This is a genomic window from Streptomyces griseorubiginosus, assembly GCF_036345115.1.
In the GTDB taxonomy this organism is placed as follows: Bacteria; Actinomycetota; Actinomycetes; order Streptomycetales; family Streptomycetaceae; genus Streptomyces; species Streptomyces griseorubiginosus_C.
In genome coordinates, this window is sequence record NZ_CP107766.1 from 6,592,333 (window position 1) to 6,616,368 (window position 24,036).

The window sequence follows — 24,036 nt, forward strand, 5'->3', positions numbered from 1 at the left end:
ACCCGGACGCCCTCGGGGATGTCCGATCACGCTCGCGGCCGCAGAATTGGCGTTATGTCCTGTTTCTGCGGATGGGAGCCACCTCATGAAGGATCTCAAGTTCGAGCAGAAGAGCTCGCTGTCGCGCGCCGAGGCGGCTGACCGGCTCGACGCGCTCGCGGCCGCGCTGAGAGAGGGCGGGGAGGCCGAACTGGAACTCGGCTCCGGAACGACGGTGAGCCTGCGGATCCCCGACGACCTGCGCACCGAGGTGGAGGTCGAGGTCGGAGACGGGGAGATCGAGCTGGAGATCGAGTTCAAGTGGTCGACGCGACGGCCCCGGACGGCGCCGCCGCAGCCGGCCGCCCGTACGGAGAAGGCCGCGGGGAAGAAGACCGTGCCCGCCCGGTCCGGTCGCACCGGCACCGACGCCAGGAGGGGCAAGAGCGGCTGACGGGAAGCGGCCGGCGCGTCACACGGGTTCCGGGACGAAGCGGTACAGCTCGTCGGCCCCGTCCTGGATGACGCCGTAACTGCTCTCCGGCACCTCGTTCCAGGCGCCGGGCAGGTTGCCGAGGGGTTCGGAGACGACGAGGCGGGTGTCGTCGGACACCTCCCGCAGGAACGCCGCGTCGGGGTGCAGGGTGCGCAGGGTGTCCACGCGGGTGCTGTAGAACAGCGACCGGGAAGCGCCCTGGCTCGAGTAGCGGAACGACCATATGCGCACGCCGTCGGTCACGCCGATCGTCATCTGCAGCGGGAACTCGACACCGTGGGCGTGGCCGACGCGCTCCACCGCGCCCACCATCCGGGACACCGCGCCCGGCGGATCCTCGTCCAGGCCGAAGGTGAGCGCCAGGTAGAACATCACCTCCGAGTCCGTGGTGCCCTCGATGTCGGCGTACAGGCCGGGCTCGACGAGCAGGGACAGGTCGCGGCGCACCAGGTGGAAGTCCGCGATGGCGCCGTTGTGCATCCACATCCAGCGGCCGTGCCGGAACGGGTGGCAGTTCGTCTGCTGCACCGCCGTGCCGGTGGTCGCCCTGATGTGGGCGAAGAACAACGGGGAGCGGACATGGTCCGCGAGCTCCCTCAGGTTCCGGTTGTTCCACGCGGGGCCCACGTCTGTGAACAGGGCCGGGGTGTCGATGCTCTCCTCCGAGTACCACCCGACGCCGAAACCGTCGCCGTTGGTCGTCTCGACACCCATGCGTGAGTGGAGGCTCTGGTCGATCAGCGAGTGGGCCGGTTTGTAGAGGATGGTGTCGAGGAGCAGGGGGGTTCCCGAGTAAGCGAGCCATCGGCACATGAACGATCACCTGTGTTCCTGTCCGCAGTCGCGGCCGGAGTCCTGGTTCTGTTCCGCTCCCATTTTCGCCTCCCCCTCGGCGCATCGCCATGCGGGCGCGGGATGTCGAGCCCGTTCTCCGGGGCGCCCGAGGTCGCTCAGCTCACGGTGTGCAGGCGGAGGAGAGCGGCGGTGCCGGGGCGGGGCAGGTGGACGGTGAGCAGTCCGCGGTCCGGATCCCATCGCGCGGTGCAGTCGAAGACGGTCGGGTAGAGGACTACCGGTTCGGGGTGGCTGCCCCGCAGGTGGGGGAGGGGGATGGAGACGACGTCGGGGCCGGGCGCGCCGGCGGGTGACTCCCGGCGCCACACGGTGAGCAGCGCGCCGTCGGCGGTGTGCAGGCCATGCGTGATCCACGTGTCCTCCCAGCCCGGCAGACCGAGGGGCCAGAAGGGGTGGGCGTCGTGGATCTCCCCTCGGATGTCCCGGTAGACGGAGATGGCCGAGCGGACGAGCGCGAACTGTTCGGCGCTCATGAGGTTGAGGAAGCCGGAGAGGTGGATACGGCCCAGGAGCGCGCCGGTGAGGGTGAAGGCGATCTCGTCCGGGGTGAAGTGCGGCTGCGGGTAGGCCCACACCGCCGCCTGCTCCGGGGTCACCGCGGTCGGCGCCGCCGCGGCGATCGGGGGGTAGCGCAGGAAGTCCTGCTGGTCGCTGGTGGACTGGAGCTGGGCCAGGGCCAACTGCGCGTAGTCCATGCGCAGACCGCCCGAACCGCAGTTCTCCAGGACCAGGCCGGGATGCCGGTCGAGGACCGAGGCCAGCCAGTCGAGATGGGCGCGGTGGTGTCCGAGCAGGCCCGCCCCCGGGCTCTCGGGGCCGTGCTCCGTGCCGGGGCCGATGTTGATGTTGTAGTCGAGTTTGAGGTAGCCGACCCCCCACTCGCCGACCAGCCGGTCCACGACCTCGTCGAGGTGGGCACGGGCGGCGGGGTGGCGCAGGTCGAGGTGGTGCCGCCCGTGTTCGGTGACGCGGAGCCCGCCGCGCCGGAAGAACGCCTCGTCGGGCAGGGCGCGGGCCAGGGGGCTGCGGACGCCGACGACCTCGGGTTCGAGCCAGAGCCCCGGGGTCATGCCGTGGCGCCTGATCGTGTCCAGGACCTCCGGCAGACCGCCCGGGAACCGGTTCGGAGCGGCTTCCCATGCTCCGACGGCGTCCCACCAGCCCTGGGCGTCGTCGTCGTACCAGCCCGCGTCGATGACGAACACCTCCGCTCCGGCGGCGGCCGCGGACTCGATCAGGGGCAGCAGCCGTTCGGTGGTGGGGTCACCCATGAGGGTGTTCATGTAGTCGTTGTAGATCACCGGCAGCGCGCGGTGGTCGGGGTGGTCGCGGCGGATGCCCCTGCGGTAGTCCGTCAGGACCCCGAACGCGGCGTCCAGGCCACCGGTCTCCGTCCGCACCAGGACGGCGGGCACGGTGGTGAACTCCTGGCCGGGGGCGAGGGTGTGCTGCCACTGGTGGTGGGCGTCGTCGGGGCCGAACAGGGCTACGTAGGCGGCGCCTTCGCGTTCACCGGTCTCGAACCGCCAGCCTGCGCTGGACTCGATCTGCCACAGCCAGGCGCGGCCGTCCCGGTCGGTGAGGCCGGCGACGGGGAGGTGGCGGCCGGTGGACCAGCTTCCCTGCGAGTACCGCTCGAAGCAGCCGCGGCCCTCGTGCCCGTGGGCGGACCTGTTCAACGGGACGACCTGGTCGCGGTAGGGGGCCTGCCGCCAACGGCATTCGGCGAGCCAGTCGTTGTCCGCCCAGTGCAGGGTGAGGCCGTCGAGGGCGCCTTCGGCAATGCCACCGAGGGTCAGGGTGCTCACGCTCTCCAGCCGGACCGGCACACGGCCCTCGTTGACCAGCCGCACCCGGGCCCGCAGGAACCCGCCGCGGGCGGGCCGCCTGGTCGTACCGGCCGGGCCCGCGGGGGTGGAACCCGATCCCGCCGATCCCGCTCCGGCCGGGTCCACGCCGGACCAGCTATCCGGGGCGGAACCCGAACCCACAGAACCCGCCGCGGCCGTATCCACGCCGGCCCAGCTCTCAGCGACAGAACCCGACCCCGCCGCTGCCGATCCCGCCGCTGCTGCTGCCGACCCCGACCCCGACCCCGCCCCGGCCGAGACCGCCCCGCCAGCCCCCCCAACCCCCGTCTCCAGCACAACCTCCGCGGTCAGGCCGGTCACCGCATCCGTCAGCCTGATCGTCGTACGCTCGCGCCCGCCCCCCACCTCGACCGTCTCGTGGTCGCGGTACGCCAGACGCTCGCCGATGGCCGTCTCGATGAACCGCTCGCCCGACCACAGGCGCCCATGCCCGGTCGCCGTGACCTCCACCAGCGGAACGAGACAGGCCATGTCCTGGCCGGGTCTGCCCAGTCTCACCGATCCGGTGCTGTCCACGACGGCATGCAGCCCCAGTTCCGGGCACGCCCAGATACGGGATCGCTCGGCTACGGCAGCGGTCAACGTGATTCCCCTTCCGGGACGGTTCGGTTCCGCTAGGGTTCCGGCGCTGGGCTGAGCTGGGCGTTCACGCTCACAGGACGGTCTCCTGCAATGTGACCGCTCACAATCCTGTCACGCAAGTGACCGGTCACACAAGCGCACGCCAAGCGTGGTCGCCGACGAGCCACGACGGCGTCAGCCCGCGACCATCGTGCAGACCACTCGGCCGCCCGGGGTTTCGGAACCGTCAAAGGTCTTGTCACCAGTGGGCGCGTCGTGCGAGTGTCCGGGCGATGGTTACGTAACCATGGCCGGTTTGCATGGGTTTGGGGCGTCCGTACAAGGGCCCCGGGCTCATCCATGGCTCGGCTCAGGTGGCGAACCCGCACCCGCCCCTCCGCGTTTTTCGTCACTGGAGACGACATGACCAAGACCCCGACGAGGTCGAGAAGACTGGCCAGTGTGCTCATGGCCGGTTTCGGCGCGACACTCATGTTGCTGACCGCCCCCCACCCCGCCCTCGCCGAGCCGGCCGGGACGACGTCAGCCGCCTCGTACGCTCCGGCCAAGCCCGCGCCGAAGGGCGCCACCAGTGACTTCCGCGGCGTGAACTGGGCCGACCCGCGCGACAACTACGCCAGTGACGCCGTGGTGCCCAGCGGACTGAAGGTGACCGACAGCTACGGCACCGTGTACCGCACCACGCAGAAGATGGTGCGCGGCTTCAAGAAGAACCTGGGCGCCAACACGCTGCGACTGCCGATCAACCCGGCGAGCGTGGGCACCACCTGGTGGAAGTCGTACCGGGCGACGATCGACGCGGCCACCGCCTCCGGGGACAAGGTCATCGTCAGCTACTGGGAGGCCGACAGCAGCAAGGACGGCCTGGTCGACGACCCGGCCGCCTGGAACACCATGTGGAACACCGTGGTGCGGGAGTACAAGAACAACCCGCGGGTCTACTTCGAGCCCATGAACGAGCCGCACGGCTACACCCTGGACCAGTGGGTCTCGGTCACCAGCGGCTGGCTGGGCCGGCACAAGGACGTCCCGCGCGGCCGGGTCGTGATCAGCGGCACCGGCTACAACGACAACGTCACCGGTGTCGGCGCGGCCCCCGCACTGCGCGGCACGCTGCTGTCGCTGCACTTCTACGGCTACTGGGCCAGCCACACCACGCAGGCGGACTGGACCGCCGACCTCGAGGCCCGCATCGGCAAGTACGCCGGACGGACCGTCATCGACGAGGCCGGCTCCCCGATGACCATCGGCCTCAACTACGGCGCCTGGAACGGCAACGTCTACACCTCGTACCTGGCGGCCGTGGCCAACACCGCCCGCAGCAAGGGCATGGGCCTGGTCTACTGGCCCGGCCTGCGGTTCGGCGACGCCTACTCGATCGAGTCGCTGGACGCCGACGGCAACCTCGTGGACAACAGCGCCACCGGCGTCGCCCTGCTGCGCTGGGGCTACGGCTTCGGCACGACCCCGCCGGTCAACGACCTGCCGCCGGCCCCGCCCGGCGAGGTCCTGCGCGGAGTGGGCTCGAACCGCTGCGTCGACGTGCCCGGCTTCAGCACCACCAACAACACCCAGCTCGACCTCTGGGACTGCAACGGCGGCGGCAACCAGACCTGGAACTGGGACGCGAACAAGCAGCTCACCGTCTACGGCAACAAGTGCATGACGCTGGGCGGCAGCGGAGCCTCGGCGGGTGACCCCGTGGTCATCTCCGACTGCACCGGCTCGGCGGCCCAGCAGTGGAACGTGAACGCGGACCTCTCGGTGACCAGCGTCGCCAACCCGGCGCTCTGCCTGGACGCGGCCGGCGCGGGCACCGGCAACGGCACGGCGGTCGACGTCTGGTACTGCAACGGCGGCAGCAACCAGCAGTGGACCAGGAGCTGACGCCCCGGCACCACTGACCCGAACCGTCGGCGCCGCGCCTCGCCCCACGGCGAGGCCGGCGGCGCTCGTGTGCAACGGCCGATCCTGATCGGCAGCTGCGGCGGTCAGCCGTGACCGGAAGGCATCGACAGGGTCATCCGCGGATCGCGAAGGCGATGAACTGGGTCACCTGGCGTGCGGCGAAGTTGTCGTCGGAGACCAGGACGACGGTACGGCGGCCGTCGGGGAGGCGGGGGCCGAGGGTGATGCCCTCGACGTTGTCGACCCGGGACAGCCCGAGTACGTCGGACAGGTCGGTCACCAGCGTCTTGCGGACCGGTCGCACGGGCGGCGCGGACGGGGCGGTGAGGGAGTCGCGGCCGAGGACGTCGGTGGCGCCGCGCAGGTCGACCAGGTAGATCCGGGCCTTCCAGTTGTTGTCGGCGTAGATCGAGGCGCGCTCCAGGACCAGGAAGCGGTCGTGGCCGAGGGCCACGAGGTCGCTCACCCCGTTGGTGTCGGTGCTGCCCGCCGGGGTCGTGGCGAACAGCGGCTCCAGCGGGTAGGCGTACTGGGCCAGCGGCTGTCCGGTGCGGTTGTCGTGGACGGTGAGGCGGGTCAGCGCGCCGTGCTCGGGGGTGGGGTCGTCGCCGTCCTGGTAGAGGGGGTCCTCCATGGCGGTGACGATCCGCCGGCCGTCCGGGGTGAAGGTGACTCCTTCCAGGGTCTGGTTCTTGCGGGGGCCGAACTCCTGCGCATTCATGTGCAGTTGAGGAGGCAGCGGGAGCTGTCCGGTCCAGGCGCCGGTCGTGGTGGCGCGCCGGATCCAGGGGTCGCCGAGCAGCGCCGGGCCGTCCGAAGGGACGATGCGCTCGCCCTCGCTCGTCCAGGCCAGACTGCCGTCGCGCGGGTCGACGGCGATGCCCTCCGGGTCGGGTGCGACGGTGGATGTGGCGGTCGAGGTGGGCGGGAAGGCGGTGCCGTCCGGGCGGAGCCAGGGGTGGGTGCCGGTGAGCTCGACGCCCTTGAGGGTGCCGCCGGTGAGGTCGACGCGGGCGGTGTAGAAGCGGGCGGGGCCGGTCTGCGACCGGTCGTCGCTGATCACGTAGTACGTGCCGGACTTCGCGTCGTAGCTGATGGCGGACAGTCCGCCGACGGTGGTGCCCTGGAAGGGCATCGCGTTCGGCAGCTCCCGCTCGCCGAGGAGATCCAGCCGTATGCCGCTGTCGTGAGCGGCGGCGGCCGGGGTGCCGATGAGGGCGGGAAGCGCGGCGAGGACGACGGCGCCGGCGATGATCCGGGCGCGGGCGGCGCGGATGCTCATGGGGTCTCCGTGAGGTGTGGGGAGGGCAGGCCGGGAGGCGACGCGGGCGCGGTGCGGGACGCGCGACGGCGCCGCCAGGCGAAGAACGCGAGGGCGACCAGGGTGAAGGCGTACGGGATTGCGGAGACCAGCTGCGACGGGATGTCCAGGTTGCCGAGCTGGACGGCGAGGGCCTCGGCGGTGCCGAAGCCGAGGGCGGCGAGGAAGACGCCCCAGGGGCGCAGGGCGCCGAGGAACACGGCGGCCAACGCGATGTAGCCGCGGCCCGCGGTCATGCCGGTGACGAAGAAGGACACCGCGCCCATGCTCAGGAACACCCCGGCCGCTCCGGCCAGCGCGCCGCTGAGCGCGAGGGCGCGGAACTGGACCCGGTGCACGTGGATGCCGACCGAGCGGGCCGCCTCGGGATGCTCGCCGACGGCACGCAGATGGAAGCCGAACCGGGCCCGGTACAGCAGCCAGGCCACCGCGGGGGCGGCGGCGAGCGCGGCCCAGGTCAGCACGTTCTGCCCGCTGAGCACCGCGCCGAGACCGGGAACGTCCTCGATCAGGGGCAGCCGGACCGAGGGCAGCGCCCCGCTGTGCAGCCTGCTGGTCCCGCCCTTGTCGCCGAGCAGCGCGTACACGGTGTACGCGGTCGCGCCCGCCGCGAGCAGGTTGAGACCGATGCCCGCGATGATGGCGTCCGCGCCGAGGTACAGGTGCAGCACGCCGAGCAGCAGCGCGAGGAGCGCGCCCCCGGCGATCCCGCAGGCGGCCCCCGCCCACACCGAGCCGCTGTACCCGGCGACCAGCGCACCCGTGCAGGCCGCGGTCAGCATCGAGCCCTCCAGCGCGATGTTGGGCACACCGGCCCGCTCGGCCAGCAGACCGCCGAGGGCGGCGAGCACGTACGGCGTGGACACCCCGAGGATCGCCGCGAGGAAACCGGTGCTGAGCACGACGTCGAGGACCTGGCCCATCAGCGGGCCTCCCTTCGGGCGAGGTACCGCTTGACGAGTTCGGGCAGCGCCCGGGCGGTCACGAGCAGCACGATGACCGCCTGGATGATGGTCACGGCCTCGGAGCCGACATCGGTCTGCTGCTCCATCACATCGCCGCCGACGCGCAGATACGAGTAGAGGAGCGCGGCGGCGACCACGCCGACCGGGTTGTTGCGGCCCAGCAGGGCGACGACGATGCCCTCGAAGGCCAGTCCGCCGGCCATGTCGGGCTGGAGGCCGCCGTAGACGCCGAGCGCGAGGTGCGCCCCGGCGAGACCGGCGAGCGCGCCGCCGATGACGAAGCTCCACTCGATGGTGCGCGGTACGTCGAGGCCGCCGTAGCGGGCGAAGTCCGGGTTGGAGCCGGTGATCCGAATGCGGTAGCCGAGCGGTGTCCTCGCGAGCAGGAACCAGACGGCCGCGGCCACCGCGAGCATCCCGAACAGGCCGATGTTCGCCTGGTCCAGGGGCACGCCGAAGAAGTCCGAGAGCAGGGGCAGCGCCGAGTCGGGCCTTACCGGCGCGGACTGCACGGCGCTGCTGTCGGGCGCCTTGATGTGGTCGGTGAGGAGATAGTCGAAGACCCGTACCACGACGGCGTTCAGCATGAGGGTGGCCACGATCTCGTTGGCGCCGAGGCGGGCCTTCATCACCCCCGGGACCGCGCCCAGCGCACCCCCGGCGAGGGCGGCGACGGCGAGCGGCACCAGGACGGCGGCGACGGGCGGCAGGTGCAGGTGGATCGCGACCAGTGCGCTCGCCAGGGCGCCGGCGTACACCTGGCCCTCCGCGCCGAGGCTGATCTGCCGGGCCCGGAAGGGGATCGCCACGGACAGGCCGAGCAGCGCCAGGGTGGTGGCGTCGGCGAGCCAGCGGCCGATCCGGGGCGTGCGCTCCAGCGGGCCGGTGAGCAGGGCGTTCAGCGCGCCGGTGGCGTCCTTGCCGGTGGCCAGGACGACCAGGAAGGCGATCAGGACGGCGACGGCGACGGTGAGCACGGTCATCGTCAGCTCGACGAGCGCCGTACGCCGCCGGGTGGCCAGGAACTCCCGGCGCCCCTGTGTCTCGGGCCGCCCCTGCCGTTCCGCGTCCGGTTCCAGGATCGAGGTCATCGGACACCTGCCGTGATCCGCTCGTCCGGATGCCGCTCCACGCCGAGCATGTACAGGCCGGTGGCCTCCTCGGTGAGCCCGGCCGGGTCGTCGAAGCGGGCGACCAGTCGGCCGTCCTTGATGACCAGCAACCGGTCGGAGAGCGCGAGCAGTTCACCGAGGTCGGCGGAGACCAGCAGTACCGCCGCGCCCGCGTCCCGGGCCTCGACGAGCCGTTCGTACATGAACTGCATGGCGCCGATGTCGACGCCCCGGGTCAGCTGGGCGGCGAGCAACAGGCGTGGCTTCGCGGACAGTTCGCGGGCGACGACGACCTTCTGCAGGTTGCCGCCGGACAGCGAACCGGCCGTCGCGTCGGGATGCGGGGCGCGGATCGCGTACCGGCCGATCAGGTCCTCGGCCAGTTCACGGATGCGGCGGGTGCGCAGGATGCCGTGGCGGGCGACGGGGGGCCGGTCGTGGCGGTCGACGATCAGGTTGTCGGCGAGGGAGCGGTCCAGGGCAGCCCCGTTGGACAGCCGGTCCTCGGGCACGTGGGCGACACCGGCCCTGCGGTGGCCCGCCGCGTCGAGGTGGGTGACGTCGGTGCCGTCCACGGTGACCGTTCCGGCGGTGGGGCGGCGCAGTCCGGCGAGGAGTTCGACGAGTTCGGTCTGGCCGTTGCCCTCGACGCCCGCGAGTCCGACGATCTCACCGGACGCGATGTCGAGGGAGACGTCGTGCACCGAGGGGCCGGAGAGTCCTCGTACCCGCAGCACTCCCGCTCCGGGGCGGGCCGGGGGCTTGGTCACGTCGAGGGTCATCTCCCGGCCGACCATCATGGACGCGAGCTGCGCCGGGGTCGCCTCCTCGGTGCGTACGGTCGCGATCATCGACCCGGCGCGCATGACGGTGACCCGGTCGCTGATCTCCCGTACCTCCTTGAGCTTGTGCGAGATGAACAGCACGGTCATGCCCGAGTCGCGCAGCCTGCGGACCGCGGTGAAAAGGTCGGTGGTCTCCTGGGGGGTGAGCACGGCGGTGGGCTCGTCGAGGATCAGGATGCGGGCGCCGCGGTGCAGGGCCTTGAGGATCTCGGCGCGCTGACGCATCCCCACCGACACCGCGTCGACCCTGGCCTCCGGGTCGACGGCGAGCCCCGCCTCCTCGGCCAGCGCGGCGGTGCGTTCGGCGGCGGCCGCGCGGTCGACGCGGCCGGATGGGCCCGGCTCGACGCCGAGGACGACGTTCTCGGCGATGGTGAACGACGGCACCAGCATGAGGTTCTGGTGGACCATGCCCACCCCGAGGGCGATGGCGTCCTGCGGCCGGGAGAACCTGACCGGCCTGCCGTGCACGCTGAGTTGCCCGGCCGACGGCTGTTCGAGCCCGTACAGCAGCTTCATCAGGGTGGACTTGCCGGCGCCGTTCTGCCCGACGATCGCCCTGATCTCGCCGACGGGCACCGACAGGTCGACGTCGATCACGGCGCGGGTGCCGTTGGGGTAGGTCTTGCCCAGGCCCGTGGCCGCAAGGGCGGGTGGGGCCTTCTCCGCGGCGCCGTGCACGGCCGCGTCGGTTTCCTCGATGGGTTCCACCAGTGTTCCTCGGAGGTCAGAAGGCCGAAGGGACCTTGACGGCACCGGACTTGACCTTCGCGGCCTGCGCCTTGAGTTCGGCGCGTACGGCGGCGGGGACGAGCTTGTCGAAGTTGGCGTTGTCCACGTAACCCACGCCGTCCTCGGCCAGGCCCACGGCGGCGGGCTTGCCGTAGGCGAGCGTGCCGGCCTTGTTCGCCTTGGCGGCCAGATAGAGGGCGTTGCCGGCGTTCTTGAGGATGGAGGTGACGACGGTGTCCCGCTGAGCGGGGTCGGTGAGCGTCTTGTACTGGTCGGAGTCGACGCCGAAGGCGTACCGCTTGGCGGCGACGGCCGACTCGAACACGCCGAGCCCGGAGGATCCGGCGACGGGCCACACCAGTTCGGCGCCCTGTCCGTACATAGCGGAGGCGATCTGCTTGCCCTTCGCCGGGTCGCCGAACGGGTTGTCGCCGCCGACGTACTGCACGAGGACCCCGGAGGACGGATTTCCGCCCGCCGCCTCGAAGCCCGCCTTGAAGCCGATGACGAAGTCCTCGATGACGGGAATCTTCACTCCGCCGATCACGCCCACCTTGCCGTTTCCGGTGCTGCCGGGAAGGGAGTTGGCGGCGACGAGTTTGTCGGCGAGGAATCCGGCGAGATAAGCGGCCTCGTTCTGCTTGAACGTGACCGAGTAGACGTTCGCGCACTTGTTGGAGCAGCCGCTCTTGCCCGTGTAGTCGACGGAGCCGTCGAAGAGCCAGAACTTCTTGTCCGGGTATTCCGGGGCCAGTTTGGAGACGAAGCCGACGGTGTCGACGGTGCCCGCGGCGAGCACGTCGTAGTCGTCGCCGGCGGCGGCGTCCTCGAAGCCGGAGGACCACTTGGTGCGGTCGCTGCCCAGCTCGACGACCTTCAGGCTGTAGCCGAGGTCCTTCTCGGTCTTCTTCAGGCCCGCGTACGCGGAGTCGAAGAAGGAGCGGTCGCCGAGGTTTCCGTTGATGACGAACTTGATTCTCAGCTTTCCGGATTTCCCGGACTGGGCGGAGTCGGCGTCCGTCGAGGCGCCGCACGCGGCGAGGGCGAGGGAGAGCGCAGCGACGCCTCCCAGAATTCTGATCTTGTTCATCGCCTGGATTCACTTTCTCTGCGGGGGTCATTCCCGGTCATTGGCCGAAAGCTATGCAATGCAAAACGTTTTGGCTACGGGTCTTTGTGTTCTCTCGCGTTAGGAGATTGTTTCCGGGAGCAGCGCGGTGGCCGCGATGGTGACGGCCCTGTCGAAGTCGGTCTCCCGTTCGGCCGGGGTGAGCGCCTCGGCGTGGCGCAGGTGGTCGCTGACGGTCAGGACGGCGAGCGCCTGGCCGCCCTCGGCGGCGGCGGTCGCGTACAGGCCCGCGGCCTCCATCTCGACGGCGAGGGTCCCGTGTGCTTCCAGCCGCTCGAACAGCGCCGGACGCTCCAGATAGAAGTGGTCGGTGGTGAACACCGGCCCGATGTGCGTGCGTGCTCCACCACCGGCCCCGGCTTCGGCGGCCCGTGCGGCCGCCGCGGCCAGGCCGAAGGAGGCGGTGTGACTGAGGTGCACTCCGTCGATACGGCGGCTGCCCATCGCCGAGTCGGTGTGGGCGGCGGTGGCCACGACGACGTCCCGCAGCCGCACGGAGGCGGGGAGGGCGCCCGCGGTGCCCACCCGCACGATGCGGCGCACGCCGTAGAAGCGGAACAGCTCGGTGGCGTAGATCGTGACGGACGGCATGCCCATACCGGAGGCCAGCACGGACAGCGGCGCCCCTCGGTACGTTCCGGTGTACCCCTCGATGCCCCGCACGTCGGTGACCAGCCGGGCATCCTGGAGGATCGTTTCCGCGATCCGGCGGGCCCGGCGTGGGTCGCCGGGCATCAGCACGTCCGGCGCGAAGTCGCCGGGGGCGGCCGAGAGGTGGGGGGTGACCATCAGGCCTGCTCCTCTGTCTCTGCCGGGGTGCCGGACAGCCAGCGCACCAGCCGGTCCCACAGCTCGGGATAGCCCTGCCAGTCGAGGAAGCCGGGCGGGGCCCAGTGCGGCGCCAGGTCCGATGTGAAGGCCGCCGACCTCCCCGCGCCGTAATCGCCGACCGCCAGCAGCGGATGGCCCGCGCACTCGACGAGCAGTTCCGCCCGCTCCCGTACGGCCACCTCGTTGAGGCCGAGCAGCACCGGCCAGGTCGCGTCCAGTCCGTCGACCACCGGGTGCCGGGCGAGGACGCGGGGTGCGGCCCCGGCGGGCAGTTCCACCCGGTCGTCCCGGTCGTGCAGGGTGACCGGCAGTGCGGCGGCCAGCGGGGTGCGGCCCCAGCGGGCCTTGGCGTCGATGCCGGTGAAGGTGAGGTAGCCGCCCACCATCAGCAGCCCGCCGCCGCGCTCGACGTACCCCCGGAGCAGTTCCGTGCGGTCCGGCGCGGGGACCGAGTGGGCGAAGGTCTGCGGAGTGAGCTGGAAGCTGTTGGCCCCGACGTCACTGATCACGACGACGTCGTAGGCGTCCAGGCCCTCGGCGGTGGCGGGCACTCTGCTCGCTATCTCGTGCGCCGGGACGTACGTCACCGTGTGGCCGCGGTCGCGCAGCGCGTCGAGGAAGACCTGGGCGCCCTCGACGTACTCGGAGGTGAAGAAGGAGTCGAACCCCTTCTGGTGGACGGAGTGGGTGAACCAGGACTCACCCACGACGAGGACATGGGGCATCGCTGTACGGCCTTTCACAAGAGGGGTGTGGAGTGGGGTGGGGCGGAGGTGCCCCGGTCAGCGGGCCGGGCGCACGGGCGCCGTACTGTCGCGGACCTTCAGCCGGACCGGCAGGATGTGCCGGGACGCGGGGGGCACCTCGTCCCGGTGGACGTAGCTCAGGAGCTGGGCGCCGGCCGTGCGGCCGATGTCGTAGGCGGGCTGGTGGACGGTGGTGAGGCGGGGGTGGACGCGGGAGGCGAGCATGATGTCGTCGAAGCCGGCCACCGAGACGTCGTCGGGGACGCGCAGGCCCGCGTCCTCCAGGGCGGCGACCGCGCCGAGCGCCATCAGGTCGTTGGCGGCGAACACCGCGGTGAAGCGACGCGGACCGCCGCGCTCCAGGGTCGCGGCGACCATGTCGTAGCCGGACCGTTCGACGAACGCGCCCTCGACCTCGGTGACGCCCGTATCGCCGAACGCCTCCCGGAAACCGGCGATCCGCTCCAGGCTGCTGACCAGGTCCACCGGCCCGCTGATCGCCAGCACCCGGCGGTGGCCCAGCTCCCGCAGGTGCTGCCCGATCAGCCGGCCGCCCGCGCGGTGGTCGGCGGTGACCAGGATGGTCTGCTCCAGCAGCCCGGGGACGACCTCGTCGGCCAGGGCGATGGGGAACCGCCCGAGCAGCGACGCCAGCCGGTTACGGGAGGGCGGCGAGCCGGAGGCGTACACCATGCCGTCGATGAACCGGCCGCGGAGCATCTCCAGATAGCGGTCCTCGCGGTCGGGGTCGAACTCGGTGTTGCACAGGATGACCCCGTAGCCGAGGTCGTGGGCCGCGTCGTCGACGCCCTTGGCGAGTTCGGCGAAGAACTGGTTGGTGATGTCGGGCACCAGCAGACCTATGACGTTGGTCGAACCGGCCTGGAGGTTGCGGGCCGTGGACGCCGGGACGTAGCCCAGCCGGCTGACGACCGCGCGGACCCGCTCGGCGGTCTCCTCCGCGACCGGGCGGTTGCCGCTCAGCACATGGGACACCGTGGTCGGGCTGACCCGGGCGGCGGCCGCCACGTCCTTGATCGACGCGGGCCGCCGCAACCGGCGGCGCCCCGGTTCCTCGTCCCGCTCAGGGGTCATAGTGCTGCACCGCCCTGCCGTGCGAGGTGTCGAGAAGCGCGGGCACGCGTGCCTCGATCTCGGCCAGCAGCGCGGGCAGGTCCACCGTGAGCAGCCGGCCGTCCCGCACCACGACCCGTCCGTCGACCACGACCGTGCGCACATCGCTCGCACGGGCGCTGTAGACCAGGGCCGCCACCGGGTCGTGCACCGGACGGCAGTGCGCTCCGCCGAGGTCGACCAGCACGATGTCCCCGGCCCGGCCCGGCTCCAGCGCGCCGATCCGCTCCCCGAGACCCAGGGCCCGGGCCCCGCCACGCGTGGCCAGCCGGAAGGTGTCGGAGACCGTCATCCAGGTGGCGTCCCGTTCGGCCTGCTTCTGGGTGAGCGCGATCAGCCGCATCGCCTCCCACACGTCCAGCGTGTTGTGCCCCGCCGCCCCGTCCGTCCCGGCCCCGACGGCGACACCGGCGTCCAGCAGGCCCCGCACCGGGGTGAGCGGATGCAGGGCGTGCTTCAGATAGACCTTCGGGCAGCAGGCCACCCCCGTACGGTCCCGGTGCGCGGCCAGTGTCGGCAGGTCGTCCGGGACGATGCCGCACCCGTGCGCGATCAGCGCGCCCGCGTCCAGCACCCCGGTCCGCTCCAGCACCGTGATGGGGGTGATGCCGCGCCGGGCGAGACTCGACTCGGTCTGCTCGAGGTGCTCGGCGGCGTGGATGTGGATGCGCAGGCCCGCTTCCCGGGCCAGCTCCGCGAGACGGACCAGGTCCGCGTCGTCGACGGTGTACGGCGCGTGCGGGCCCAGCGACGCCGTGATCCGTCCGTCGCCCGTGCCGTGCAGGGCTACGGCGGTCTCGGCGCTCTCCTCCAGGGCAGCGCGGCCCCTGCTGCTGAAGAAGGTCGGCGCGAGGTCGGCCCGGATACCGCTCCGTACGACGGCGTCGGCGATCCGCTCGGCGTGGAAGTAGTGGTCGGCGAACGTGGTCACCCCGCTGAGCAGCATCTCCGCACAGGCCAGCTCCGCGCCGAGGCCGATGTCGGCGGGGGTGAGGTTGACCTCCATGGGCCACACCCGCTCGTTGAACCAGGCCTCGACACTCACGTCCTCGGCGGCGCCGCGCATCAGCGTCATCGGTCCGTGCGTGTGGGCGTTCACCAGACCGGGCACGGCGAGCAGTCCCGTGCCGTCCACGGTCTCCGCCCCGGGTGCCTCGGGTCCGGAGCCCGCCGGGCCCAGCCAGGCGATCACTCCGTCCTCGACCAGGATGTCCTGGTCCGTCTCCACTCGGCAGGGATCCTGCTCGGGCGTCACGAGCACCGAGCAGGACGTCACGATCAGTCGGCGCGTCATGCGGATCCTTCCGTTCGAACCGGACGTTAAGGATCCAAAACGTTTTGCACAAGCCCTGGTCGTGCCGGGTCGCGGAGGGTGGTTCCGAGTTGCATTGGGGCGGCAATGTAGTGATGTGTTCCGTCGGCGCACATCACGGATGCTGGAGGTGGGCGGATGTCCGTCACGCGGATTGATCTCGATGACGAGGCACTCGCCGAGGCCATGCGGCTGATGGGTGCCACCACGAAGAAGGAGACCGTCAACGCGGCCCTGCGGGACTATGTGGCACGGATCAAGCGCCTCGAAGCCGCAGAGCGTCTGGCCGCGCGTGGTACGCGTGGCGAGTTCGAACAGGCCGCGGCGGCGCATGACGCGGGCAAGCGTGCCCGGCGCGAGGCCTTTGAGTGATCACATACCTGCTCGACACGTCCGCGCTGTGGACACCTGTTCCGCACCCCCGGAGCGTTGCCGCCCAAAGGGCACATCGCCGCCGGGGTGTTCCATCCCTGCGAGCCGACTCGCGCCGAATTCCTCTACTCGGCAACCAGCCCGTCCCACCGCGACGAACTCGCGGAGGAACTGGACGCACTGTGCCGGCTCTCTCCCGTTCCGAAGACTGCCTGGCGTTGGGTGGATACCGCCCAGTACAAACTGACCCAGCAAGGGCAGCATCGTGCGGCCGGAGTGATCGACCTGTTGGTGTGCGCGACCGCGGTTCACCACGGGCACACCGTCCTCCACGTGGACAACGACTTCGCGACCGTGGCCGGAGTGCTCAAGGAAGTTCAGCAGCGGGACGTACGAGGCTGATCCCGGCTCCGTGCCTTCAGTCCGCGTCCGCGACCACGGACCCGACCCGGTCGGCCAGAGCCGGGTCGCGGCGGACCAGGAGGGCCGCGTAGCCGACGGCGGCGAGCAGGGCGGCCAGGGCCGCGTAGGGGAACCAGTTGTACGGGGCGGGCTGGCCCGGCTTGGCGAGGTAGTACAGCGGGACCAGGATGGCCGCGGTGCCGAGCGCCGGCAGCACCAGGTGCCGGACCACCCGGAACTCCTGCGGCCGGTATCTGCGGTAGTACAGCGGCAGGGCGATGTTGGAGGCGAGGTAGACCAGCAGGATCAGGATGGTGCCGAGGGTCGAGGACTCGGTGAAGAAGACCACCGGGTCCATGGAGTCGCCGCCGGATCCCAGCAGGTGGCCCAGGCCCCAGCCGCCGATGATCAGCAGGGCGGTGACGGCGAAGGTGACGATCGCGTTGTTCGGCGTACGACGCGTGGGGTGCACGTAGCCGAAGAAGGAGGGGAGCAGTCCCTCGCGTCCGGCGTTGAACACCAGGCGGGCCTGGGAGTTGATGCCGGCGATCAGCACGCCGAGCGTGGAGGTCAGACCGCCCAGGTAGGTGAGGAACGCCAGTGCGCCCAGGGTATGCTGGGCCACCTCGATGAACGGGATCGGGGAGGCGCCGAGTCGGTTCACGTCGTAGCCGAAGCCGGTCACCGTGGCGTAGGCGAAGAGCACATAGCTCACTGTCATGATCGCGATGGAGGAGAACACCGCGCGTCCGACGTTGCGCCGGGGGTTCTCCGTCTCCTCGGCGAGCGCGGCCGAGTTCTCCCAGCCGACGAACAGGTACACCGCCAGGGGGAAGCCCGCCGCCAGTCCCCTGAAGCCGTGGCTGATGTGGCCGGGCAGGAACGGATCGAGGGAAAGGGAGCCGCGGTGTTCCACGAGCGCCGCGACCGAGACCACGGCCAGGACCAGCATCTCCACGCCGAAGAAGTAGCCGGCCCACTTGGTGGAGACCACGATCCCGCGCAGCATCAGCCCCACGGCCAGCCCGGTGAGCAGCAGGGTCCAGATGATCCACGGCAGGTCCACGCCGGTGTAGTGGTACAGGGTGATCTGCACGAACCCGCCGGAGATGGCGATGACGGAGGCCATCGCGATGATGTAGCCGAGCCCCGCCAGCAGCGCCGTGGTCACCGCGCTGACGGGTCCGAAGGTCTTGCCCACGAAGGTGGTGAAGCTTCCCGCCGAGGGGTGCGCCCGGGAGAACTCCGCCAGCGTGTTGCCGAGCAGCGCGACCGCGATGCCCGCGGCGACGATGGTCAGGGGTGAGGCCACGCCCGCGGTGGTGGCCAGGAAGGCAAAGCCGAAGAAGAAGCTCATGGCCGGGCCGACGTTGGCCATCGTGGCGGCCGCGATGTCCGCCATGCCGAGGACGCCGCCGCGCAGCCGCTGCGGGGCGCCGCCGACGGGACCCGGCGGGGACAGCGGGCCTGCTCCGGGGTGGGGCATGGCGGCAACTCCTTGTGCGGTGATGGCCTGAGGGGCGCTGGTCCGGCCACCGGCGCGGGTTCTCGACGGTCGGACCGGCACGAGCGGGCGTCAGCGGTGCCGGGAGCGCTGGTGCGCCTTCACCGCCTGTACGGCCGGATCGGTCGCGCCCCGGCCCAGTTCGGTGAGCAGTTCGGCGTGGCAGTGGTTCAGGGCCCGTACCGCCTCGGGGTGCGGCGCGGGCAGCAGCAGGCAGAGCCGGCCGAGGAGGTCGGCGGTGAGCTCGCGCATTCCGGCGCCGCCGAGCGTCTCCGCGAGGTCCAGGTGGAAGCGGGCCTCCAACTCGGCCAGGTGGGCCGGGTCGCCAGTCAGTTCGGTCTCATCGACCAGCGCCCGGAGCCCCTCCAGCCGCTCGGCCGGGACCTCACCCGAGCTGTGCGCCACGAGGCCGCATTCGAGCAGCAGATGGAAGGCGTCCAGTGCGGCGGCCTCCTCGGCGTCGTGCATCACTGCGACGACGGTGTCCCAGTCCTGCGCGACGAAGGTGCCGCCCGCCCGTCCGCGTCGGCGGTCGAGCAGGCCGTCCTGGCACATGCCCTCCAGCGCGCGGCGGACGGTGATCTCGCTGATCCCCAGTTCCTCGGCGAGGACCCCGGCGTCCGGCAGCCGGTCTCCCGGTCGCACGGAGCGCAGGCGTACCCGCAGCGCGATTCTCGACCGGACGAGATCGGACCCGTTCTGGCCCCCGCCGGGCAGGGCGCGGGCGTGTCCCACGCCGGTGACCGACGCCGTCCGAGCCGGGCCCGGCTGGTTGTAAGGCCCGAACTTGCCCGCTGCATTCACCACGACGCCACCCTAACGGCCTGCTGAACGCGGTCCCGGCCCCCGGAGGAGGGCGCGCGCGGGTGTGGTGCACAGGGGCTCCCAGGGGGGCGGGGACGGCGGCTGGAGGAAAAAATTAGAGCAAGGTGAACGGTTAAACAAGACCCTGCCGCGACCGGTCCGGCAGTAACCGGGAGGGGCGCTCCGGCGGTCGCAAAGACATGGCCCTGAGCTGGGGATTCACGCGCAGAGGGGGTGCGTCTGCGGGATGCGTCGAGCGGGTGTGCGCGGGTGTCCGGGGCTGCCGTTTCCCGTCGGGCGTCGCGCGAATGCCGGCCGCTCGGCCGCTGGGGTCTCTTGTTTTTTCTGATCGCCCTGAACTATTTTCCTCGGCGTCACCGGGTGGCCGATACGGCAGACACCGGCCTCCGGTCGTGGTCCACCATGCCCTCCCCGCGTCCGTGATCACCACCCCCGACCCGGCACCCCCGCGCGCCCCGCCCGGCGAATCCGCACGGCCATCTCCGTCCGACTCGCCGGGACCGTCCCCGTTCCCCGCCAGACCCCTGGATGTCGCGATGACAACACGTCCCCCTGCACCCGCTCCCGACACGGTCCCCACCATCGAAAGCACCCCAGCCGGATCCGGCCTGCAGGCCGGACTGAAGAACCGCCATCTGTCGATGATCGCGATCGGCGGTGTCATCGGAGCGGGGCTGTTCGTCGGTTCCGGCTCGGGCATCGCCGCCGCGGGGCCCGGCATTCTCGTGTCGTACGCACTCGTGGGCGCCCTGGTCGTGCTCGTGATGCGCATGCTGGGTGAGATGGCCGCCGCGAACCCGACCTCCGGCTCCTTCTCCGCCTACGCCGACCGCGCGCTCGGCCGCTGGGCCGGGTTCTCCATCGGCTGGCTGTACTGGTTCTTCTGGGTCGTGGTGCTCGCCGTGGAGGCGACCGCCGGCGCGAAGATCCTGGAGAGCTGGATACCGGGCGTGCCGCAGTGGGCCTGGGCCCTGATCGTGATGGTCGTGCTGACCGTCTCCAACCTCGCCTCGGTCTCCTCCTACGGCGAGTTCGAGTTCTGGTTCGCCGGGATCAAGGTCGTCGCCATCGTCGCGTTCATCGGGGTCGGCCTCCTGGCGGTCTTCGGGATCCTGCCGGGCACGCACAGCGACACCGCGGGGCTGTCCAACCTCACCGCGCACGGCGGCTTCCTGCCCAACGGACCCGGCAAGATCCTCACCGGTGTGCTGATGGTGGTCTTCTCGTTCATGGGCAGCGAGATCGTCACCCTGGCGGCCGGGGAGTCCGAGGACCCGCAGCGCGCGGTCACCAAGGCGACCAACAGCGTCATCTGGCGGATCGGCGTGTTCTACCTCGGCTCGATCTTCATCGTGCTGACCCTGCTGCCCTGGAACTCCCCGGCCATCACCAAGGACGGCTCGTACGTCGCCGCCCTGGACTCCCTCGGCATCGCGCACGCCGGGCAGGTCATGAACTTCATCGTGCTCACCTCCGTGCTGTCCTGCCTGAACTCCGGCCTCTACACGGCCTCCCGCATGGCCTTCTCCCTCGGCCGCCGTGGTGACGCCCCCGCCGCGTTCGGCCGGACCAAGCGCCGGGGCGTGCCGCAGGCCGCGATCCTCGCCTCGGTCGTCTTCGGCTTCGTCGCGGTGTTCTTCAACTACGTCTGGCCCGACACCGTCTTCCTGTTCCTGCTCAACTCCTCCGGTGCCATCGCCCTGTTCGTCTGGCTGGTCATCTGCTTCTCGCAGCTGCGCATGCGCCGGATCATCCAGGCCGAGTCGCCGGAGAAGCTCGTCGTGCGCATGTGGCTCTTCCCGTACCTGACCTGGGCCACCATCGCCCTGATCGTGTTCGTGCTCGGCTACATGCTCACCGACACGGCCTCCGGCGGCGGCCGGGACCAGGTGGTGCTGTCCAGCCTGGTGGCCGTGGGCGTGGTGGCCTTCGCACTGCTCCGCGGGCGGCTGTCACCGACGGCCCGGCAGAGGTGATCACCGCCTCGTAGGAGCCCCGGCCCGCACAGGGCCGCTCCATGGCCGGCAGCACAGCCGGTGACGCGGCACCCGCCTCGCGTCACCGGCTCGCGTCGGCCTCCGCCCTGCGCGTCGGGCTGCCCAGGGCCCAGAAGAGGACGCCGAGGAGCATGAAGCCGAGGAGGGGGAGGGCCTCGGTCAGGAGGTACTTCACGCGCTCTCCGTGGTGCCACCCGTCCGGGGCATAGGCCTTGCTGAACCAGTGGTCGCCGAGGCCCGGCGCGACCAGTTGCACGGTCGCGAAGACGATGAGTGCGGTGAGGACCACGCTGATGGCGACGGGTGCGGGTGCCTTGTAGGGGCGCGGCACGTGCGGAGCCTTGTAACGCAGCACCGCGAGCGCCGGGAAGATGCCCAGGTAGCTGACCAGCGTCGTGGAGACGGCCAGGCCCAGGACCGCGCCGAAGAGCTTCGCCGCGCTGCCGTTCGTCAGTTCGTGGGCCAGCACCAGGACGGCCGTGGAGACCAGACCGCTGAGGACGTTCACGCGGACCGGGGTGCCGAAGCGGCTGGAGATGACGCCGAGGAAGCGCGGGGCCGCGCCGTCGTAGCCGGAGACGGCGAGCGCGCGGTCGGAACCCATCACCCAGGTCACGCCCGAGGACAGCACCGTGAGGATGAACAGGATCGCGGCGAGGTCCCCGAGCGCACTGCCGGCCCCGCTCAGGGTCGCGGTGCCGTCGCCGGCGACATGGCCGCCGTAGACCGTGAAGACCTGCCGGATCGCGTCGATGAAGCCGCCGAGGCCGGTAATGGCCTTGACGGGCAGCACGAGCAGGATGCCGAGGATGGGCAGGGCGTAGAGGAGCACGGAGAGGGCGGCGCTGCGGAAGACGGCGTACGGCACGTCCTTCTGCGCGTCGGTCATCTCGTCGCCCGCGGTGCTGGGCAGTTCGAAGCCGACGAAGTTGAACATCAGGACCGGCACCAGGCCGACGAAGCCCGCGTACGTGGGGGAGAAGTCGCCGAGGCCGAATCCGTGCAGGCCGTGCTGGACGCCGTAGACCACGACGGTGACGGTGAACAGGCCGAGCAGGAGGAAGCGGCTCCAGGCGCCGATGGTGGGGATCCACTTGCCGACGTCGAAGGAGAGGATCGCGGCGAGCACGCCCACCCAGACGAACACCAGGGTGAAGACGTAGAAGGCGGGGGTGCTCAGGTCCTTGCCGTCGTTGAAGAAGGTCGTGTACGCGGTGACGGCCGAGACGGAGAGCGTGCCGCCCAGCCACACCGGATTGGTGATCCAGTAGAGGAAGTTGTTGACCGCGCCGGCCAGGCGGCCGAAGGCGCGGCTGGTCCAGATGTAGGGGCCACCCTCGTCGGGGAAGGCGGCGCCGAGTTCGGCGGTGAGCAGCGCCGAGGGGACGAAGAACACCAGGGCCAGCACGATGAGCCAGGTGAACGCCTCCGCGCCGGAGGAGGCCACCGTGCCTATGGTGTCGACGCCGACGATCGTGCACAGCAGGAAGAACAGGATGTCGAAGCGGCCGAAGTGCTTGCGCAGCTTCTGCCGTTCCGACTGGGCTGCCGCCGGCGGGCCGGCCGGCTCTTTTGTCAGGGGGCCAGCGGTCACCAGGGGCTCCTGCGGATGAGCGGGACAGGCGGGATTCGGCCAATGATCGGCGTCGCCGCACAAGCTCACAAGCGTTCATTGGGAAGTCTTGACCGGGTATTGCCGAAATTGGACGGGCGTACTGCGCCGGTGTGCGCCCCGCGTGCGCGGGTCGGTGTCTCCACGTGTCCCGGCCGCGTGGTGCGGACCAGGCTTGATCGGGGGTTGTCGGGGGTAGTTCTCCTCCCCCGGGAGTAGCGGGAGGGCGGGCGGTCGTCCCGGGGCGGCAGGGCAGGTGCCTCCGTGGGCACGATGTGCGGGCGGGTCTCGAGGACGAGGCTGGTTCGTGTCGGGGAACAGCAATCCAGGCCCGAGGAGGGCGCCATGAACCGCCAGATCCGTGTTCGCGTCACCCGTCGGCCCTCGTCCACCCGTGACACCCGGCAGCCCGAGATCGACCGCCGCACCCCGTCGGGACGCCTGCTGCCGTACTGACACCCACCCACCCACCGGCCGACGCCGAAGTCGGCGCAGGCGGAGATCAGTTGAGGCAGACGTGAGGTCAGGCTGAAGTCGGCCCAGACAGAGGCCAGTTCAGTCAGACGCGATGTCACGCTGAAGTCGGCTCAGGCGGACGTCAGTTCAGGCAGACGCGATGTCACGCAGACGTGAGGTCAGGCTGAGCCGGCCCAGACAGGCGTCAGTTCAGGTACCGGTCTATCGCCGTCTGCAGTGCCCGCCGTACCGCGGGTGACGCGTGCGGTTCCTCGCCACCGGCCCCGGCCGTGACCACCGCGGCGACCGTGCGCAGCTTGGTGTTGGAGAGCTGGGAGGCCTCCCGCAGGACGTCCCACGCCTGGTCCGGGGAGCAGGCGTGGGTGGCCATCAGGACCCCGCGCGCCTGGTCGATGACCGGGCGGCTGACGATCGCCCGGCGCAACTGCTCCACCTCCGTGCGCAGCAGGTCCAGCTGCTGGGTGCGCTCCAGGACCACCACGGAGGGAACCGGTTCCCGGCGGGTGGCGGGTCCGTTCAGCGGGTCCCCGGAATCCAGGCCGGCCATCTCCAGGACCCGGCGCGGCTGGTCGTTCCAGCCGGTCGCCGTCACCGGCACGCGCCGACGGCGCCCGTAGGTGTCGAGCGCTTCCAGGAACTGGAGCCCCGCGGTGTCCATGAAGGACACCTCCCGCATGTCCAGATCGACCCTGCGGACAGTGTCCGGCAGCCCCGCCAGCGTCCTGGCCAGGACCTGTGCACAGCCGTGGACCAGTTCGCCGCGGGGGACGAGCACGGCCCGGTCCCCGTCCACCCGGCCGTCGACGGTCAGGGCGTCCAGCCGCCCCGCGAGCGATGTGTGTGTCGCTGAGCTCATGTCCGCCTCGCTGCTCCCCACAGTCGTCACGACGTTGAGTCACCGATCACCGCCGGCCCTCCGGCTCCGGCCCTGGGTGCGGCCGCGGGGATCGGCGTTGCTGGAGTGCGCCTGCCCGGAGCACCGGGGCCTACACCCGGCTCGCCGGGGAATGACTGGCGTCCGTCGGGGGT

At 71.0% G+C, this 24,036-nt stretch carries 19 protein-coding genes and 1 pseudogene; 5 read left to right on the top strand and 15 right to left on the bottom strand.

Annotated elements, in window-relative coordinates; genetic code table 11:
- Positions 1-85: 85 nt before the first annotated feature.
- Positions 86-433: an amphi-Trp domain-containing protein gene (locus OHN19_RS29820; protein ID WP_330267149.1), complete on the top strand. Its 348-nt coding sequence runs from the start codon at positions 86-88 to the stop codon at positions 431-433.
- 18 nt (positions 434-451) lie between these two features.
- On the opposite strand, the gene OHN19_RS29825 is transcribed toward OHN19_RS29820, so the two are convergent.
- Both OHN19_RS29825 and OHN19_RS29830 read right to left on the bottom strand, forming a co-directional pair.
- Positions 452-1,288 (bottom strand): class II glutamine amidotransferase, encoded by an 837-nt coding sequence (locus OHN19_RS29825; RefSeq protein ID WP_330267150.1) that lies wholly within the window; start codon positions 1,286-1,288, stop codon positions 452-454.
- A gap of 137 nt (positions 1,289-1,425) precedes the next feature.
- The gene (locus tag OHN19_RS29830) at positions 1,426-3,672 is read right to left on the bottom strand and encodes a glycoside hydrolase family 36 protein (protein WP_330269740.1); all 2,247 of its coding nucleotides are present in this window, start codon (positions 3,670-3,672) and stop codon (positions 1,426-1,428) included.
- A 513-nt stretch (positions 3,673-4,185) separates the two neighbouring features.
- On the opposite strand from OHN19_RS29830, the gene OHN19_RS29835 reads away from it, so the two are divergent.
- Positions 4,186-5,670 (top strand): ricin-type beta-trefoil lectin domain protein, encoded by a 1,485-nt coding sequence (locus OHN19_RS29835; RefSeq protein WP_330267151.1) that lies wholly within the window; start codon positions 4,186-4,188, stop codon positions 5,668-5,670.
- A gap of 133 nt (positions 5,671-5,803) precedes the next feature.
- Here OHN19_RS29835 and OHN19_RS29840 read toward each other — a convergent pair whose 3' ends face one another.
- From OHN19_RS29840 to OHN19_RS29880, 9 genes are all read right to left on the bottom strand, one after another.
- Positions 5,804-6,973, bottom strand: a complete 1,170-nt coding sequence (locus OHN19_RS29840; protein WP_330267152.1) for an esterase-like activity of phytase family protein — start codon at positions 6,971-6,973, stop codon at positions 5,804-5,806.
- Positions 6,970-7,935, bottom strand: coding sequence for an ABC transporter permease (locus OHN19_RS29845; protein WP_330267153.1), 966 nt, complete (start codon positions 7,933-7,935; stop codon positions 6,970-6,972). Before OHN19_RS29845 ends, OHN19_RS29840 begins: the two co-directional genes overlap by 4 nt.
- The gene (locus OHN19_RS29850; protein ID WP_330267154.1) at positions 7,935-9,068 is read right to left on the bottom strand and encodes an ABC transporter permease; all 1,134 of its coding nucleotides are present in this window, start codon (positions 9,066-9,068) and stop codon (positions 7,935-7,937) included. Before OHN19_RS29850 ends, OHN19_RS29845 begins: the two co-directional genes overlap by 1 nt.
- On the bottom strand, positions 9,065-10,645 hold the full coding sequence (locus OHN19_RS29855) for an ABC transporter ATP-binding protein (RefSeq protein ID WP_330267155.1): 1,581 nt from the start codon (positions 10,643-10,645) through the stop codon (positions 9,065-9,067). The genes OHN19_RS29850 and OHN19_RS29855 overlap by 4 nt, the downstream gene beginning before the upstream one ends.
- A gap of 16 nt (positions 10,646-10,661) precedes the next feature.
- Positions 10,662-11,756: a BMP family lipoprotein gene (locus OHN19_RS29860; RefSeq protein WP_330267156.1), complete on the bottom strand. Its 1,095-nt coding sequence runs from the start codon at positions 11,754-11,756 to the stop codon at positions 10,662-10,664.
- 99 nt (positions 11,757-11,855) lie between these two features.
- The gene (gene deoD / locus OHN19_RS29865; protein WP_330267157.1) at positions 11,856-12,584 is read right to left on the bottom strand and encodes a purine-nucleoside phosphorylase; all 729 of its coding nucleotides are present in this window, start codon (positions 12,582-12,584) and stop codon (positions 11,856-11,858) included.
- Entirely contained in the window at positions 12,584-13,351 is a 768-nt protein-coding gene (locus OHN19_RS29870; RefSeq protein ID WP_330267158.1) for a glutamine amidotransferase, read from the bottom strand. Before OHN19_RS29870 ends, deoD begins: the two co-directional genes overlap by 1 nt.
- A 57-nt stretch (positions 13,352-13,408) precedes the next feature.
- The gene (locus tag OHN19_RS29875) at positions 13,409-14,467 is read right to left on the bottom strand and encodes a LacI family DNA-binding transcriptional regulator (protein ID WP_330267159.1); all 1,059 of its coding nucleotides are present in this window, start codon (positions 14,465-14,467) and stop codon (positions 13,409-13,411) included.
- Positions 14,457-15,800: an amidohydrolase gene (locus OHN19_RS29880; RefSeq protein WP_330267160.1), complete on the bottom strand. Its 1,344-nt coding sequence runs from the start codon at positions 15,798-15,800 to the stop codon at positions 14,457-14,459. The genes OHN19_RS29875 and OHN19_RS29880 overlap by 11 nt, the downstream gene beginning before the upstream one ends.
- Positions 15,801-15,956: 156 nt before the next feature.
- Here OHN19_RS29880 and OHN19_RS29885 point away from each other — a divergent pair, with 156 nt between their 5' ends.
- A complete protein-coding gene (locus OHN19_RS29885; RefSeq protein WP_330267161.1) occupies positions 15,957-16,190 on the top strand; it encodes a type II toxin-antitoxin system VapB family antitoxin in 234 nt (77 codons plus the stop codon).
- A pseudogene (locus OHN19_RS29890) lies at positions 16,187-16,592 on the top strand (PIN domain nuclease). The gene OHN19_RS29885 and the pseudogene OHN19_RS29890 overlap by 4 nt, the downstream one beginning before the upstream one ends.
- A gap of 16 nt (positions 16,593-16,608) precedes the next feature.
- Here the strand turns inward: OHN19_RS29890 and OHN19_RS29895 are convergent.
- Positions 16,609-18,078: an APC family permease gene (locus OHN19_RS29895; protein ID WP_330267162.1), complete on the bottom strand. Its 1,470-nt coding sequence runs from the start codon at positions 18,076-18,078 to the stop codon at positions 16,609-16,611.
- A gap of 90 nt (positions 18,079-18,168) precedes the next feature.
- Entirely contained in the window at positions 18,169-18,903 is a 735-nt protein-coding gene (locus OHN19_RS29900; RefSeq protein ID WP_330267163.1) for a FadR/GntR family transcriptional regulator, read from the bottom strand.
- A 554-nt stretch (positions 18,904-19,457) separates the two neighbouring features.
- On the opposite strand from OHN19_RS29900, the gene OHN19_RS29905 reads away from it, so the two are divergent.
- Complete coding sequence (locus OHN19_RS29905; protein ID WP_330267164.1) at positions 19,458-20,897, top strand: amino acid permease; 1,440 nt, start codon at positions 19,458-19,460, stop codon at positions 20,895-20,897.
- Positions 20,898-20,979: 82 nt separating this feature from the next.
- On the opposite strand, the gene OHN19_RS29910 is transcribed toward OHN19_RS29905, so the two are convergent.
- Positions 20,980-22,512: an APC family permease gene (locus OHN19_RS29910; RefSeq protein ID WP_330267165.1), complete on the bottom strand. Its 1,533-nt coding sequence runs from the start codon at positions 22,510-22,512 to the stop codon at positions 20,980-20,982.
- A 679-nt stretch (positions 22,513-23,191) separates the two neighbouring features.
- Positions 23,192-23,863 (bottom strand): ANTAR domain-containing response regulator, encoded by a 672-nt coding sequence (locus OHN19_RS29915; protein ID WP_330267166.1) that lies wholly within the window; start codon positions 23,861-23,863, stop codon positions 23,192-23,194.
- Positions 23,864-24,036: the final 173 nt, after the last annotated feature.

Excerpts from the sequence above, each read along its gene's own strand:
- OHN19_RS29820 (WP_330267149.1), top strand. The coding sequence starts at position 86 with ATGAAGGATCTCAAGTTCGAGCAGAAGAGCTCGCTGTCGCGCGCCGAG.
- OHN19_RS29825 (WP_330267150.1), bottom strand. The coding sequence starts at position 1,288 with ATGTGCCGATGGCTCGCTTACTCGGGAACCCCCCTGCTCCTCGACACC.
- OHN19_RS29830 (WP_330269740.1), bottom strand. The coding sequence starts at position 3,672 with ATGGCCTGTCTCGTTCCGCTGGTGGAGGTCACGGCGACCGGGCATGGG.
- OHN19_RS29835 (WP_330267151.1), top strand. The coding sequence starts at position 4,186 with ATGACCAAGACCCCGACGAGGTCGAGAAGACTGGCCAGTGTGCTCATG.
- OHN19_RS29840 (WP_330267152.1), bottom strand. The coding sequence starts at position 6,973 with ATGAGCATCCGCGCCGCCCGCGCCCGGATCATCGCCGGCGCCGTCGTC.
- OHN19_RS29845 (WP_330267153.1), bottom strand. The coding sequence starts at position 7,935 with ATGGGCCAGGTCCTCGACGTCGTGCTCAGCACCGGTTTCCTCGCGGCG.
- OHN19_RS29850 (WP_330267154.1), bottom strand. The coding sequence starts at position 9,068 with ATGACCTCGATCCTGGAACCGGACGCGGAACGGCAGGGGCGGCCCGAG.
- OHN19_RS29860 (WP_330267156.1), bottom strand. The coding sequence starts at position 11,756 with ATGAACAAGATCAGAATTCTGGGAGGCGTCGCTGCGCTCTCCCTCGCC.
- deoD (WP_330267157.1), bottom strand. The coding sequence starts at position 12,584 with ATGGTCACCCCCCACCTCTCGGCCGCCCCCGGCGACTTCGCGCCGGAC.
- OHN19_RS29870 (WP_330267158.1), bottom strand. The coding sequence starts at position 13,351 with ATGCCCCATGTCCTCGTCGTGGGTGAGTCCTGGTTCACCCACTCCGTC.
- OHN19_RS29875 (WP_330267159.1), bottom strand. The coding sequence starts at position 14,467 with ATGACCCCTGAGCGGGACGAGGAACCGGGGCGCCGCCGGTTGCGGCGG.
- OHN19_RS29880 (WP_330267160.1), bottom strand. The coding sequence starts at position 15,800 with ATGACGCGCCGACTGATCGTGACGTCCTGCTCGGTGCTCGTGACGCCC.
- OHN19_RS29885 (WP_330267161.1), top strand. The coding sequence starts at position 15,957 with ATGTCCGTCACGCGGATTGATCTCGATGACGAGGCACTCGCCGAGGCC.
- OHN19_RS29895 (WP_330267162.1), bottom strand. The coding sequence starts at position 18,078 with ATGCCCCACCCCGGAGCAGGCCCGCTGTCCCCGCCGGGTCCCGTCGGC.
- OHN19_RS29905 (WP_330267164.1), top strand. The coding sequence starts at position 19,458 with ATGACAACACGTCCCCCTGCACCCGCTCCCGACACGGTCCCCACCATC.
- OHN19_RS29915 (WP_330267166.1), bottom strand. The coding sequence starts at position 23,863 with ATGAGCTCAGCGACACACACATCGCTCGCGGGGCGGCTGGACGCCCTG.